Consider the following 15,144-nt stretch of genomic DNA (forward strand, 5'->3'; position numbering starts at 1 on the left):
TTTCATGGGCGCAGCGGACCCCACCGGGCCCGCCGCGCCGACGCCCTCAATACGGCTTGAAGTTGGCCGCCACGCGCTGCTTGAGGTAGTCGCCCGCCGTGATGGCCGGGTACTTCCGGCCGGGTCCTTCGATCACCGCGTCGCGGTTGGCCTGGCAAAAGAAGGCCAGGCTGTAGCGCGAGCCCATGAACTCACCGGGCACCGGGTTCTTCACGCGGTGGAAGTTGGAGGGCAATTGGTCGTCGCTCCAGCGCATCAGCATGTCGCCGATGTTGCAGGTGATGGCGGCCTCGTCGGGCTCGACCGAGGTCCAGGCCTGCGAGTCCATCTCCTTGCCCGGGCAGACCTGCAGACCGCCCTGGCCGGGGCGCTGGAACAGCAGGGTCAGGCAGTCAAAGTCGGTGTGGGCCCCGGCGCGCCACAGGCCCAGATGGGCCTGGGCTTCGGGCGCAATCGGGTAGTAGTGCAGCAGGCGCAGCGTGCTTTGGTACTGGTCGCAGGCCGGGTCGTGGGCCCCGGTGAAAAAGTCAGAGGCCAACCCCAGCCGGTCAGCAAAACAAGACAGCACCTGCATGCCCACGCCCCAGCACTGGGCCTCGAAGGCCAGCAGGGTGGACTGGAAGTTCGCCAACTCGGCCTCGCTGGGCCACAGGCCACTCATGTGCGGACGCGTGATTTGGTAGGACTCTTTTTGGTCCGGCGTGCCGGTGCTGGGCCGCACCTGGGCCTTGGACTCCCACCCCACGTTGTTGGCCTTCTGGTGCGGGTACTGGGCCTTGACGGCCTCGGGCAAGGCAAAGAAGCGCTCGGACATGGCAAAAGCCTCGCGCACACGGGCCAGGTCGATGCCGTGGTCGACGATCTGGAAAAAGCCCACATCGACCGAGGCGTCCCACAGTTGCTGGGCAATCTCGGCCTTGCGCTGGGCGTAGTCGGCCAGGGAGATGCGGCGTATGTCGCGCTGTGCATTCTCTTGGCCCAGGGCGCCCATGCGCGACTCTTTGGCCAGCTCGGACTGGGCCGAGGCGCCGGCGGTGGCGGGTTGGGGGGTCAGGGTGGCGGTGTTCATTCAGGGATCCTCATCAAGCAGTTGGGACAAAACCAAGCCCCCGCCTCAGAGCCCCTCCGCCCCGGCAGGCACCGGGGGCCGGAAAGCCACCTGAGGCCAAGACCGCAGCCGCCCCAAGGGGCAGCCCAGCGGGGGCCTCAAGAGCAATTCCCGGTGTGCGCCGCCCCTGCTGGGCCAACGGGCCAGGGGTCTGCGCAACTGAACGCTTCTACTCTTGCCGAGCAACAAGCAGGTTCCAGGCCAGCCAATTACGCCCCTCAACGCGCTGGCGGGGGGGATCCAGTTCAGGTCACGCACCAGCCTGGCGCAGCAGGCCTCATCCCAGTGCCTGCGCCACGCGCCACGGGGCCTGTGCGGGTGGCACGGAAGCTGCAACCGGTCCCCGCCAAGAGTAGAAGCGTTCAGCGGCCTGGCCGTCCGGAAATTGCTCTTGAAGTCAGGTGCTGCTGCCGTGGGCTACCCCACGCGCACTGCCATGTCTTCAAGGGCCTGCGCAGGCGCTTGGTGGCCCGGTGGTGAGGCGCTGCAGCACCGCATCCCAACGCCTACCCAGGAGTGACCTCTCTATGCAACGCCGTTCCCTTTTGCGCGCCAGCGCCGCCGCCCCTTTGGCCATCGCCAGCAGCCTGGCCAGCCCCTGGGTGCGGGCCCAAGGCTCGCTGCACAAATTCAAGTTCAATTTGGGCTGGAAGATCGAGGCCTCGGGTGCCGGCTTCTTGCTGGCCCAGCAGCGCGGCTACTACAAGGACCTGGGCCTGGACGTGGCCATCGACACCGGCAATGGCTCGGCCGCCGCCATCAGCCTGGTGGGCAGCGGTGCGTATGACGTGGCGTCGGCCGACCTGTCGACCCTGATCGAATTCAACGTCGCCAACCCGCAAGCCGCGCTGCAAGCGGTGGCCATCCAGTACGACCTGAACCCGAACTCGATCATCGTGCGCAAGGACAGCGCGATCAAGAAGCCTGCCGACCTGGCGGGCAAGACCTTGCTGGGCCAACCCTTCAACGCCTCGCGCAAACTGTTCCCGGCCTGGGCCAAGGCGCAGGGCTTTGACCCCAGCGGCGTGAAGTGGGAGAACGTCACGCCCGACATCGGCGACACGCGCTTTGCCAAGGGCGACTTCGATGGTGCGGCTTACTTCTTCTTCACCGGCCTGCTCAACCTCAAGGCGCGCGGCCTGTCGGCGGACCAGTTGACCGTGTTCCGCTACTCGGAGCTGGGCCTGAAGTCCTACGGCAACGGCCTGGTGGCCAACCCCAAGAGCCTGCAAGACCACCCCGAGGCCATGAAGGCCTTTGTCAAAGCCACCACCCGGGGCTGGATCGAGGTCATGGCCGACCCGCGCGCGGGGGCGGCCGCCATCAAGGCGCGCGAGCCTTTGGCCAATGAGGAGCTGGAGTTCGAGCGCCTCAAGCTGATCGTGGACGGCACCATGAAGACCGCCGACACCCGCGCCAACGGCTGGGGCGCAGCCACCCCGGCGCGCTTGCAAGCCACGCTGGACGAGACCGTGGCGGCCTTTGGCCTCAAGGGCGCGCCCACCCAGGCCGAGTTCTGGACCGACCGCTTTTTGCCCGTCGCCGCCGACCGCAAACTCAAGGCCTGAGCGCCGAGACCGCCCCGGAGCCCGCCATGCCCACCGCCCCCCAGCTCCCGATCCTGGACCTCCACGACGCGCTGACGCCCGGGGCGCCGCGCAGCGCCGAGGTGGCGCGCCAGTTCCGCGCCGCCGCCCAGGACTCGGGCTTTTTCTATGTGCGCCGGCACGGCGTGCCCGAAGCCCTGATCGCGCAGCAATTTACCCTCGCCGAACAGCTGCTGACCCTGCCACCGGCCGTGCGCGAGGCCTTGTCGATCCGGCATTCGCCCTCCTCGCGCGGCTTCGAAGCGCTGGGCGCTCAGACCCTGGACGCCAACGCCCACCCCGACCTCAAAGAAAGTTTTTATTGCGGCCTGGCCTACCCCGAGGAGCACCCCTATGTGCGCGCCGGCTACCAAACCTATGGCCACAACCAATGGCCCGCCCAACTGCCCGACGCGCCAACCCAATGCGAGGCCTACATGCAGGCCATGCTGGCCCTGTCACGGCGCTTGATGCAGCTGATGGCCTTGTCGCTGGACTTGCCAGAGAACTACTTTGACGCCGCCGACGGCAGCCCCATGGTCACCCTGCGCCTGGTGCGCTACCCGCCCCACCCACCGGGGGCGGATGAGCACACCTTTGGCGCCGGCGCCCACACCGACTGGGGCGCCCTGACCCTGCTGGCGCAGGACCACCACGGCGGCCTGGAGGTCTGCACGCCCAGCGGTGACTGGGTCGACGCCACGCCCCTGCCTGGCACCCTGGTGGTCAACCTGGGCGACATGATTCCACGCTGGACCAATGGGTGCTACCACTCCAACCCGCACCGGGTGCGCAACCGCCACTCCGGGGGCGCGGCGCGCTACTCGATCCCCTTCTTCTACGAACCCGACTACCTGGCCCCGATCACCCCGGTGCCCGGCACCGTGGCGCCTGGCACCCCCCCGCTGTTTGAGCCCTGCACCGCCGGCGAGCACCTGCGCCAGATGTACCTCAAAACCTACGCACCCCAGGCCAAGACTTGGGCCCCGACCGCCCCCAGCCCATGAGACTCTGGTTCAACCTGCTGTGCCCCGATCCCCAGGCCTTGATGCTGTTCTACCAAGCCCTGCTGGGCTTGCCCGAGGCCACCGCCAGCCGCTCCCCCATCTACCGGGCCTTGGCCTGCGAGGCTTTCGAGCTGGGCTTCAACGCCCTGCCCGCCTATGGCTTGCTGGGCCTGCAAGGCCGGGAGCCCCTGCCCGGGACCCTGCCGCCCGTGACGGCCTATGCGACCTTCATGCTCACCACCCCGGCCGAGGTCAGCGAAGCCGCCGGGCGGGTCGGTGCCTTGGGCGGGCAAGTGCTCAAGCCACCCTATGCGACCTACTACGGGCAATGGCAGGCGGTACTGGCCGACCCACAAGGCCATGCCTTCCGGCTCAGCACCGAACACCTGCCCGAGGGCGTCGAAAAGCCCGCATTTCCTCGGCCCCAAGACACCACCCAGGCCTGAGACGGCACAGCGCTCCCCTACACTCGACCCCATGTCCTGGCACGCCCGACTCGATCTCCAATACACCTTTGAAGCCCAACGCACTGCGGCCCGTTTTCAACACGACGGCCCGTTGCGGATTCTGCAAAGCCTCTACCCCGAAGGGCCGATTTGCCACAACGTGCTGGTGCACCCGCCGGGGGGGCTGGTCGGCGGTGACACGCTGGACATCACGGTGCAGGTGGCCGAGGGCGCGCATGGCCTGGTGACCACCCCAGGGGCGACGCGCTTTTACCGATCCCTGGGCGAGCCCGCTTTGCAGCGCGCGCGCCTGGACTTGGCCGCCGGCGCGCGCCTGGAGTGGCTGCCGCTGGAGGCCATTGCCTACAACCAGTGCCTGGCGCGCAACGAGCTGCACCTGCGCCTGGCGCCCGGTGCCGAGATGATGGGCTGGGACATCACGGCCCTGGGCCTGCCACACGCCAAGCAGCCGTTTGAGCAAGGTGAGTTTGCCCAGCACATTGAGCTGGATGGGGTGTGGCTGGAACGCGGGCGCATCGCCGCCAGCGACCACCGCCTGCTGCAAAGTCCGCTGGGCCTGGCTGGTCAGCGCTGTGTGGGTTCCTTGTTTTTCATCGCCGGCAGTGCGCTGAGCCGCGAACGCCGCGAACTGGGTTTGGACCTGGCGCGCCACGCGCTGGAGCCGCACACCTTGCGCGACCTGGCGGGTGCCACCTGCCCCAACGACCAGGTGATGGTGGTGCGGGTGCTGGGCCCGCAGGTGGAGCCGGTGATGCAATTGCTGCGCGCCGTGTGGGCCAGTTGGCGCGCAGGCCTGTGGCAGTTGCCCGCCACGCCGCCCCGCATCTGGGCGATGTGATCCATTCAGTGGGCGGTGTCGCCCACCAGCTTGAGCCTCAGATGGCGACCAGTTGACGCACGCCTTTTTCAGCCATCTCACTGCCGGGGCCGCGCGCGATGACCTCGCCGCGTTCCATCACCAGGTAATCGTCGGCCAGTTCTTCGGCGAAGTCGTAGTACTGCTCGCACAGCAGGATGGCCATCTCGCCACGGTCGGCCAACATGCGGATGACGCGGCCGATGTCCTTGATGATGCTGGGCTGAATGCCTTCGGTGGGTTCATCGAGGATCAGCAACTTGGGGCCGGCGGCCAGGGCGCGCGCGATGGCCAGCTGCTGCTGTTGCCCGCCCGACAGGTCGCCGCCTCGGCGGTGCAGCATTTGCTTGAGCACAGGGAAGAGCTCATACAGCTCGGCGGGCACGGGGGTGCTGCCGCTTTTGTAGGCCAGGCCCATGCGCAAGTTTTCTTCCACGGTGAGGCGGGCAAAGATTTCACGGCCTTGGGGCACAAAGCCGATGCCGGCGCGGGCGCGCTCGTAGGGCGTGGCTTTTTCGATGGCCTGGCCGTTGAACTCGATGCTGCCGGTCTTGATGGGCACCAGGCCCATCAGGCTTTTGAGCAAGGTGGTCTTGCCCACGCCGTTGCGGCCCAGCAGCACGGTGACTTTGCCGGGGGTGGTTTGCAGGCTCACGTCACGCAGGATGTGGGAGCCGCCGTAGTACTGGTTGATGTTTTTGACGGTCAGCATGGTGGCAGGCTAGTCGGGTTGAGGTGAGGTCGTGGTGGCAGGGGAGCCAATGGGGCGCAGCCCCTCGCTTCGCGCTGTGGGTTCTGTGGATCACCGCCCGAGGTAAACCTCGATCACGCGCTCATCGGCCTGCACTTGGTCCAGCGTCCCCTGGGCCAACACGGAGCCATCACACAGCACGGTGACGATGTCAGAGATGGTCCGGATGAAGCTCATGTCGTGCTCCACCACCATCAGCGAATGCTTGCCCTTGAGCGTCAAAAACAGCTCCGCCGTGCGCGCGGTTTCTTCGTCGGTCATGCCCGCCACGGGCTCGTCCAGCAACAGCAGCTTGGGGTCTTGCATCAGCAACATGCCGATCTCGAGCCACTGCTTTTGCCCGTGACTCAAATTGCCCGACAAGCGCGTCACATGCTCGGCCAGGTGAATGGTGTGCAGCACCTCGGCCAGTCGGTCTTTCTGCGCTGAATCCAAACGGAAGAACATCGAGGCGCGCACACCCTTGTGGGTCTTCAACGCCAGCTCCAGGTTCTCAAACACGGTCAGATGCTCGAACACGGTCGGCTTCTGGAACTTGCGCCCAATGCCCAACTGGGCGATCTCGGCTTCGCGGTAACGCAGCAAATCAATCGTGCTGCCAAAGAACACCTGGCCCTCGTCCGGCCGGGTCTTGCCTGTGATGATGTCCATCATCGTGGTCTTGCCCGCGCCGTTGGGCCCAATGATGCAGCGCAGCTCGCCCGGCGCGATGTCCAGCGACAGCTTGTTGATGGCCTTGAACCCATCAAAGCTCACCGACACATCTTCCAGGTACAGGATGCGGCCGTGGCTCACATCGACCTCGCCCTGGCTCACCACCCGGCCAAAGCCGGCACTGCGGCCACCGGACTCGGTGTTGCTCTTCTCGGCCTTCAAGGCGGCCAAGCGGTCTTGCGCGCGGCGCGCGCCCTGCTCCAACAGATCTGGCGTCATTTGGCGCCCCCTTCACGAAACTTCTTGGTCACCAAACCCACCACCCCTTGCGGCAGGTACAGGGTCACGGCAATGAACAGCGCGCCCAGGAAATACAGCCAGAACTCGGGTGCCGTGACGGTCAGCCAGCTCTTGGCGCCGTTGACAATGAAGGCCCCGATCACCGGGCCAATCAGCGTGGCGCGACCGCCCACCGCCGCCCACACCGCCATCTCGATGGAGGCGGCCGTGCTCATTTCACCCGGGTTGATGATGCCCACCTGGGGCACGTACAAAGCGCCCGCCACGCCGCACATCACGGCCGACAGGGTCCAGATGGTGAGCTTGTAGGGCAGCGGGTTGTAGCCCGAGAACATGACGCGGCTTTCCGCATCGCGGATGGCCTGCAGCACACGACCAAACTTGGAGCGGATCAACCAGCGCGCCATCAAGAAGAAGCCCAGCAAGGTCAAGCCAGTGAGCACAAACAGGGTCATGCGCATGCTGGGGGTGGCGATCGGCAAGCCCAGGATGCGCTTGAAATCGGTGAAGCCGTTGTTGCCCCCAAAGCCGGTCTCGTTGCGGAAGAACAGCAGCATGGCGGCAAAGGTCATGGCCTGGGTGATGATGGAGAAGTACACCCCCTTGATGCGCGAGCGGAAGGCGAAGAAGCCAAACACCAGGGCCACCAGACCGGGCACCAACACGATCAGGATCAAGGTGGCGACGAAGCTGTCCGAAAAGGTCCAGTGCCAGGGCAAAGTCTTCCAGTCGAGAAAGACCATGAAATCGGGCAGATCGCTTTTGTAGTTGCCGTCGCGGCCAATCTGGCGCATCAGGTACATGCCCATCACATAGCCGCCCAGCGCAAAGAACAGGCCGTGGCCCAGGCTCAGAATGCCGGTGTAGCCCCAGATCAGGTCCATGGCCAAGGCCACGATGGCGTAGCACATGATCTTGCCGATCAAGGCCACGGCGTAGTCACTGAGGTGAAAGGCGCTGTCTGCGGGCACCATCAGGTTGAGCACCGGGGCGATGGCGCACACCACGATCAGCGCCAGCAGGAAGGCCCCCCAACCCGCGCCGGACAGCAGCGGCGCGGGCGCCGGCAAGGCAAAGCGGGAGGACGTGGCGGCAGACGTCGGGGTCGAAGAGGTGGAGGTCATGGTCATTTGCTGCGCTCCTTCAGGCTTCTGCAGAGCGGCCCTTCATCGCGAAGATGCCTTGCGGGCGCTTCTGAATGAAGACGATGATGAAAACAAGGACCGCGATCTTGGCCAGCACGGCCCCGGCGAAGCCCTCAAGAAACTTGTTCAGGATGCCCAGGCCCAGCGCCGCGTACACGGTGCCGGCGAGTTGGCCGACCCCGCCCAGCACCACCACCATGAACGAATCCACGATGTAGCCCTGGCCCAGGTCCGGGCCCACATTGCCCACCTGGCTCAGCGCACAGCCCGCCAGGCCGGCGATGCCCGAGCCCAGGGCAAAAGCGTAGGTGTCGATGCGAGCGGTGTTGACGCCCATGCAGGAGGCGATCGGGCGGTTCTGCGTCACGCCGCGCACAAACAGGCCCAGGCGCGTCTTGCCGATCAGGAAGGCCATGCCCAGCAGCACGGCGGCGGCGAAGGCGATGATGATGATGCGGTTCCAGGGCAGCTGCAGATTGCCCATGAGCAGCACGCCGCCACTCATCCAGCTGGGGTTTTCAACGCCCACGTTCTGCGCCCCGAAAATCGTGCGCACCAGCTGCATCAGCATCAGGCTGATGCCCCAGGTGGCGAGCAGGGTTTCCAGGGGGCGGCCGTACAGGAAACGCAGCACGCTGCGCTCCAGCGCCGCGCCCATCAGGGCCGAAGCCAGGAAGGACGCCGGCACCGCGGCCAGCAAGTACCAGTCAAAGGCACCGGGCAGGTATTTTTGGAACAGGCCCTGCACCACGTAGGTGGCGTAGGCGCCAATCATCATCAGCTCGCCGTGGGCCATGTTGATCACGCCCATCAGGCCGTAGGTGATGGCCAGGCCCAAGGCGACCAGCAGCAGGATGGAGCCCAGGCTGATGCCCGAGAACAAGGCCCCCAGGCGGTCGCTCCAGACCAGGGAGGCCTCGATGTTTTGCAGCGAGCGTTGGATGGCGCTCTTGACGGCGACATCGCTTTCTTCTTTCAGGCGCTCGACCAACACCGTCTTGGTGCTGGCGTTGTGGCTGTCACCGAGCAGGCGCGCTGCCTCCAGGCGGCGGGCGGGGTCGCTGCTGCCCAGCAGGATGCGGGCGCGCACCACGCTGAGCTGGGCTTTGAGCGCGGCCACCGACTCGGCGGCCAGGGCTTTTTCGATCAGCGGCAGGCGGGCTTCGTCGGTTTCGGATTCCAGGGTTTTGACGGCCTCGCGGCGCAGCTTCTCGTCCGTCGAGAACAGCTTGAGCGCGGCCAGCGCGGCGTCGATCTCGCCGCGCATGCGGTTGTTGTTGATGACGTCTTCAGCGTCTTCGGCCACCGGCGACGCGGTGCCGGTGACCGGGTCCAGGCCTTGCCCGTCTTTTTGGATCAGCCACACCTGTTGGCCTTTGACCTTGACGGCATCGTCGGCCAGGGCCTGGATCAGGGCAGCGGTTTTGTCGTCGGGTGTCGCCGTCGCTTTGGCCAGCGCCTCGATGCGGGCGTCGGTCTCTCCGCTGACCAGCGACAGGGCCACAGCGGGTTCCAGGGCATGAACCTGGCAGGCTGCCAGCAGGGCAGCGAGGGAGAAAAGGAGTCGGGTCAGCATGGCGCCTCGGGGGTCTGGGTGGGGCGCTGTGCCGTATCTTGGCCAGCACAGCGCCCGGGTGACCTGCAAGGCGGGTCGCAGGTCCGGTGGCCCCCAGGCTGGGGGCCGGTTCACTTACTTCTTGGCGGGCTCGTCGGCCTTCTTTTCGTTACCTTCGATGAAGGGGCTCCAAGGCTTGGCCTTGACCGGGCCCGGGGTCTTCCAGACCACGTTGAATTGGCCGTCGGCCTTGATTTCGCCGATGAACACCGACTTGTGCAGGTGGTGGTTCTTTTCGTCCATCTTGGAGACGATGCCGCTCGGGGCCTTGAAGGTTTGGCCGGCCATGGCGGCGATCACCTTGTCCACGTCGGTGGACTTGGCCTTCTCAACGGCTTGCTTCCACATGTTGATGCCGATGTAGGTGGCTTCCATCGGGTCGTTGGTCAGCGGCTTGTCCTTGTGGCCAGCGATGTTGTTGGCCTTGGCGTAGGTGCTCCACTTCTTGATGAACTCGTCATTGGTCGGGTTCTTGATGGACATGAAGTAGTTCCAGGCGGCCAGGTGGCCCACCAGCGGCTTGGTGTCCACGCCGCGCAGTTCTTCTTCACCCACCGAGAAGGCCACCACCGGCACGTCCTTGGCCTTCAGGCCCGCGTTGCCCAGTTCCTTGTAGAACGGCACGTTGGAGTCACCGTTGATGGTGGACACCACGGCGGTCTTGCCACCTTGGCTGAACTTCTTGATGTCAGCAACGATGGTTTGGTAGTCAGAGTGACCGAAGGGGGTGTACTTCTCGTCGATGTCCGATTCCTTCACGCCCTTGCTCTTCAGGTAAGCGCGCAGGATCTTGTTGGTGGTGCGGGGGTACACGTAGTCGGTGCCCAGCAGCACCCAGCGCTTGGCGGCGCCGCCGTCCTTGCTCATCAGGTAGTCGACGGCGGGGATGGCTTGTTGGTTCGGGGCGGCGCCGGTGTAGAACACGTTCTTGGACAGCTCTTCACCTTCGTACTGCACCGGGTAGAACAGCAGGCCGTTGAGTTCTTCCACCACGGGCAGCACCGACTTGCGCGACACGCTGGTCCAGCAGCCGAAGATCACGCTGACCTTGTCTTGGGTCAGCAGTTGCTTGGTCTTTTCCGCGAACAGGGGCCAGTTGGAGGCCGGGTCCACGATCACGGGTTCAAGCTTCTTGCCCAGCACGCCGCCCTTGGCGTTGATTTCTTCAATGGCCATCAACACGGTGTCTTTCAACACGGTTTCCGAGATGGCCATGGTGCCCGACAGGCTGTGCAGCACGCCGACCTTGATGGTGTCGGCAGCGTGGGCCGGGATGGCGGTGATGCCTGCGAGCGCGACGGCAGCGGTCAGGGCCTTGAGGGTGAAGCGACGTTGCATGAGGAAACTCCGGTTGAGGTTGGATCGGTCCGTCACCGCTGGAGCCACCCCCTGGTGACCTTTTCGATGACGACGGATGTCATCGTAGGAAGCATGGGCGGTATGAGAAATACGCCGGGTGGCGTATGTGGGGGGAGGCGCGGGCGCGGCTCAGGGAACAGGCCGCCCTCGTTGGTAAAGCACCAACATCAACTTCATCGAAAGGGGGAATCCCTCAATTTGATGATTGCCATGGCAACAATCCCCTCATAATTGCTCAGTCAATTTACAACTTTCGATCCGAGGCAGGCAGCTGTGGTCAAGCACTGCCAGTGGCCTGGGTCTATGTGGCATATCCCAAGACGTGGCCTTATCCGACTCGACCCGCACTGATCACTGGCTTGACCGGTTCTTACTGGCACTGTCCATCTACGTGCTGCCTCTTGGCGTGCTGATGTTCTCGGCGTGGGCGTTGGTCTTCTGGCCTCACATCTACCCGGAATCCAACAGCGAGTCCTTGCGCTTCAAAGTGGCTGCAGCCGACACTGCCTGGAACCAGGAACAAGCGCTCAAGCAATTGAGCCAACAGACAGAGACCTCGCTGTACGACACGCATTTGTCCGAGCGCCCCGTTTGGTTCCAGTTGGACATCCCGGTGCGCGGCAGCCTCGGGCCGGGGACCCTGGAGTTCCCGTCGCGCCATGCCAGCCAGATCACTTGCTGGGACCGCCGCTCCATGAACTTGCTCGGCAGGGCCTCTCACCATGCAAGCGTGGGCAACATGGTCAGCTCGAGAGGCGGCTTTGCCTTGCAATTGAGTGATCAAAGCGCCAACACCCAATTGCTGTGCCAGGTCGATTTCGTCGGTCCCGCCAAACTGACCGCACAGTTGTGGCACCAGTCCGCCTGGACCGTGGCCGTGCGTGAATTCGAGCACAACTCGGGCTTGCTCAATGGCGGTCTGCTGGTCTTAGCCGTGTTCATCCTGATCACAGCGGCCCTCACGCGCAGTCACCTGCATCTGCTGTTCGCCGTCTGGCTGGTCATCAATCTGCGCATGGCCTCTCTGTCCGCAGGCTGGGACTTGGCTTGGCTGGAACGCATGATTCCTCCCGATTTGATCGGACGCAGCCGCCTGTTGACCGTGACCCTATTTTTCGTGGTCGGCGTGACCCTGTTCAGCAACCTGCTGCGTCAGGAGTTGGTGGCCACCCGACAGATAGGGCGTATCCGGTTGATTCAGCTGGTATGCCTGCCCTTGCTGCTGCTGTCGACCTTCATGTCGTTCGAGCATTTTCTGCCCTTGGTGTGGGTCAGCACGACATTGTGCGGAGCAGCGCTGCTGTACCTCTTGCTGCGCGTGCTGACCTATTCCCGCACCCCCGTGGTGCTGTGGTACAGCGCTTCGATTGCCATCACGCTGGTGGCCAGCCTGTATGAAATTGCCTCGGCAGCGTTGGGCCAAAAATCCTTGCTGGGTACCGTCAACAGTGTGACTGCCGCCTTGTCCTCGAGCCTGCTGGCCTCGCTGGCCATCGCAGCGCAAATGCGACAGGAAAACCGACAAAGGCAAGAAGCGCAAGCCGCTCTGCAACACACCTTCGAGGTGATCCCGATTGGCTTGTTCACACTGGACCTGGAGGGCCAATTCCTGAGTGCCAATCCAGCCATGATGGCTTTGCTGGGCCCGGCCCTGCTGGAACCAGGCAGCAACCAATGGACCAGTTACTTCAGCCCTGACTCTTGGCTGCGCTTGACCCACATGGTGGGAACTCAAGTGGGTGCCGAATTGGAGATTGAGAGCCGACGAGACAGTCGCAATCCCAGCTCCAACAAATTCCTGGTGAAAGCCACTCTGGCGCGAGACCGGATCGAGGGGTCTTTGGAAGACATCACAGAGCGGGCCCGTGCCACGGCCCACCTGCAGTTCCTCGCCCACCACGACCCGCTGACCAAATTGCTCAACCGCAGCGGCATCCATGAAGCACTGGAAGCCGCTCTGTCGGATCCCCAAGCCCGGGGCCAGGTATCGGTCGCCTTCATCGATCTGGATCGGTTCAAGCTGATCAACCACATTTATGGCAACGCAGCGGGGGACGAGGTGTTGCGCCAAATCAGCCAGCGCCTGAGCAACCTGCTGTCCGGTGACATGCAATTGGGCCGGGTGGGCGGAGATGAGTTCCTGTTGGTGATTCCGCAAACCAGGGCTTCTCATGCCACGTTGATCTGCCAAGGCATGGTCAACAGCATCCGGACACGCCCCATCAAGGTCGGCGATCGTGCGTTTCAGGTGCGCGGGTCCATTGGCCTGATCGAGGTCGCTCCTGGGACTGCCTACAAGGACGCCATCTCAACCGCCGACCGTGCTTGCCGGGATGCCAAAGCCAGCGGCGGCGATCACCTGGTGGTGTTCGAACGGCATTCGAGGATCTTCCTCGAGCACGAGGCAGAAATGAAGTTGGTGGAACAACTGTCTGCCACCTCGGGTGCACCAGAGGGCTTGTACCTTGAAATGCAGCCCATCATGTCTTTGTCTGAACCGTATCAGACGCTCAACTTTGAGGTCCTGTTGCGAGCCCGTGACGCTGCGGGTGAATTGGTGCCCACGCCACGATTGATTGCAGCCGCAGAATTCAGCGGGCGCATGGGGGTGATCGACCGATGGGTGATTTCGGAGACACTTAATTGGCTGAGTGCCCACCTGCCAGAACTCCACAAGACGCTCTTTGTCTGCGTCAACCTCAGTGGCGCCTCACTCAATGACGAACGCTTTGTCCAAGACGTCTTCGAGTTGTTGCACCGCCACCGCGACATCGCCAGCCGTCTGTGCCTGGAGATCACGGAAAGCATCGCTTTGCATGACCTGGAAAACACCCGTCGCTTCATTGACGGCGTGCGGGCCGTGGGCGCCAAAGTAGCCCTTGACGACTTTGGCGCTGGCTACACCTCGTTCTCGTACTTGAAGGACCTGCCTGCGGATCTGCTCAAGATCGATGGCAGCTTCATTGTGAACATGAACAAACACCCGGCCAACATCGCGATTGTGGAGGCCATCGTCAACCTGGCCCGGAACCTGGGCATGAAGACCATTGCCGAATGGGCAGAAGATGCGGCCACCGTCCAAACGCTGACCGAGATCGGTGTTGACTACGTGCAAGGCTTTGCCATCGCTCGTTCACAAGCGCCAGCACGGATCCTGGAGAAGCACTCGGCCGCCGACTTCATCCAAGATCCTGCACTCAAGAGCTATTTGAGCCACCAAGAAGGCCAGCCGCAAGGCCTTCTCCTGCCTAAATTTCACTGAAGTGGTGTGGCCGATGTGCGGCCTACCGCGCCTGCGACGGGGATCGGCATGAAGGCCGATATGGTCTGCAAGGCCGGAGCCTCCAACTCGATGTCAGGGTGGTGAGTGCGGAACAGGAAGTCATAAAAGGAATGCTGCTCTGCATTGGGTAACGTGCGGGCGGTCCCGACCTCAAAGCACATCACTCGGTGCGGGATGTTGCCAGCATGGCGCAGCGGGACGGGTCCGAGGTCTGGATAGACATCCCGGAACATGAGGCGCCGGTACTGGCGGTCCAGCGGTGAACGTCCAGCGATCACCATCCAATCAATGCCAAAGCGCTCGCAAAACTGAAAGAACGCCTTGAATAAAACCGTCTTGACCAAGAGGCCTTGCACACCCTCTGTGACGCCAAGTCGCACCGCTTCGGCTAGAACGCCACCGTTTTGCAACCACCCAGGCAAATCCACCGACTGCTCCAGGGGCAGCGGCTCGTGCCGGTTGGTCTGGATGCGCATGGTGCCCAAGGGCGAGCCATCGAGGCGGGACTCGGCCAGCAAAATGACGGAATCGTCACTGAAATCAGAGCGCTCAGGCCGCTTCAAGGATTCCGCGAAATCAGGCAGATGACGGGCATAGGCCGCATGGCGAATCGAGACCGCCTTGGCCAGTTGTTGCTCGTTGGACACGACCCGCACCGTGAAAGGCAAACGCTCCTCCACCAGGGAGACAACACTGCTGGACGGACGGACCGCCTGGCCTGCGCGCGGTGGGCTTAAGTGAATGTCCGACTCGAGGAACGGGGTCAAAACGGCAGCCATGAGGTACTCCTGTGGGTAGGTGGGAGGTAAGTGGTTTGAGTGACCACTCTAGAGATTTACCCCCAGGCGGAATACGTGAAAACGGACCTAAAAGCGCGCCTTTTCACGCGCTCAGTCAAGCGCATGCTGTGCACAAACCCATCCCCTTCGTCCCGTGCATAACCCCTTGCGGCAACGGCATGACGCGCCCCGCATAACCCTTGTCACGGCGCGCATAACCCATGGCAAGCACGA

Annotated in this window: 12 protein-coding genes; 5 read left to right on the forward strand and 7 right to left on the reverse strand. The window is 63.8% G+C overall.

The genetic code is table 11. The annotated features are described in order from the left end of the window. Positions 1-46 precede the first annotated feature (46 nt). A complete protein-coding gene (locus PSQ39_RS13895; RefSeq protein WP_273927408.1) occupies positions 47-1,069 on the reverse strand; it encodes an isopenicillin N synthase family dioxygenase in 1,023 nt (340 codons plus the stop codon). Positions 1,070-1,635: 566 nt separating this feature from the next. On the opposite strand from PSQ39_RS13895, the gene PSQ39_RS13900 reads away from it, so the two are divergent. The 4 genes from PSQ39_RS13900 to PSQ39_RS13915 are packed head-to-tail and all read left to right on the forward strand — an operon-like array spanning position 1,636 to position 5,006. After that, complete coding sequence (locus tag PSQ39_RS13900) at positions 1,636-2,676, forward strand: ABC transporter substrate-binding protein (RefSeq protein ID WP_273927409.1); 1,041 nt, start codon at positions 1,636-1,638, stop codon at positions 2,674-2,676. 26 nt (positions 2,677-2,702) lie between these two features. Continuing rightward, positions 2,703-3,701, forward strand: coding sequence for an isopenicillin N synthase family dioxygenase (locus tag PSQ39_RS13905; protein ID WP_273927410.1), 999 nt, complete (start codon positions 2,703-2,705; stop codon positions 3,699-3,701). Next, a complete protein-coding gene (locus PSQ39_RS13910) occupies positions 3,698-4,147 on the forward strand; it encodes a VOC family protein (protein ID WP_273927411.1) in 450 nt (149 codons plus the stop codon). Before PSQ39_RS13905 ends, PSQ39_RS13910 begins: the two co-directional genes overlap by 4 nt. Before the next feature lie 31 nt (positions 4,148-4,178). After that, complete coding sequence (locus PSQ39_RS13915) at positions 4,179-5,006, forward strand: urease accessory protein UreD (RefSeq protein WP_273927412.1); 828 nt, start codon at positions 4,179-4,181, stop codon at positions 5,004-5,006. Between the two features lie 37 nt (positions 5,007-5,043). Here the strand turns inward: PSQ39_RS13915 and urtE are convergent, their stop codons facing one another. From urtE to urtA, 5 genes are all read right to left on the reverse strand, one after another. Continuing rightward, complete coding sequence (gene urtE, locus PSQ39_RS13920; RefSeq protein ID WP_273927413.1) at positions 5,044-5,736, reverse strand: urea ABC transporter ATP-binding subunit UrtE; 693 nt, start codon at positions 5,734-5,736, stop codon at positions 5,044-5,046. 90 nt (positions 5,737-5,826) lie between these two features. Next, entirely contained in the window at positions 5,827-6,708 is an 882-nt protein-coding gene (gene urtD, locus PSQ39_RS13925; protein ID WP_273927414.1) for an urea ABC transporter ATP-binding protein UrtD, read from the reverse strand. Continuing rightward, positions 6,705-7,853, reverse strand: a complete 1,149-nt coding sequence (gene urtC / locus PSQ39_RS13930; protein ID WP_273927415.1) for an urea ABC transporter permease subunit UrtC — start codon at positions 7,851-7,853, stop codon at positions 6,705-6,707. The genes urtD and urtC overlap by 4 nt, the downstream gene beginning before the upstream one ends. A gap of 19 nt (positions 7,854-7,872) precedes the next feature. Continuing rightward, a complete protein-coding gene (gene urtB, locus PSQ39_RS13935; RefSeq protein WP_273927416.1) occupies positions 7,873-9,450 on the reverse strand; it encodes an urea ABC transporter permease subunit UrtB in 1,578 nt (525 codons plus the stop codon). A 114-nt stretch (positions 9,451-9,564) separates the two neighbouring features. After that, complete coding sequence (gene urtA, locus PSQ39_RS13940; protein WP_273927417.1) at positions 9,565-10,827, reverse strand: urea ABC transporter substrate-binding protein; 1,263 nt, start codon at positions 10,825-10,827, stop codon at positions 9,565-9,567. Positions 10,828-11,170: 343 nt separating this feature from the next. On the opposite strand from urtA, the gene PSQ39_RS13945 reads away from it, so the two are divergent. Beyond that, entirely contained in the window at positions 11,171-14,110 is a 2,940-nt protein-coding gene (locus PSQ39_RS13945) for a putative bifunctional diguanylate cyclase/phosphodiesterase (RefSeq protein WP_273927418.1), read from the forward strand. Here the strand turns inward: PSQ39_RS13945 and PSQ39_RS13950 are convergent. Further along, on the reverse strand, positions 14,104-14,910 hold the full coding sequence (locus PSQ39_RS13950; RefSeq protein ID WP_273927419.1) for an N-acyl amino acid synthase FeeM domain-containing protein: 807 nt from the start codon (positions 14,908-14,910) through the stop codon (positions 14,104-14,106). The genes PSQ39_RS13945 and PSQ39_RS13950 overlap by 7 nt on opposite strands. Positions 14,911-15,144 lie beyond the last annotated feature (234 nt).

Source organism: Curvibacter microcysteis (assembly GCF_028649455.1).
Lineage (GTDB): Bacteria > Pseudomonadota > Gammaproteobacteria > Burkholderiales > Burkholderiaceae_C > Curvibacter > Curvibacter microcysteis.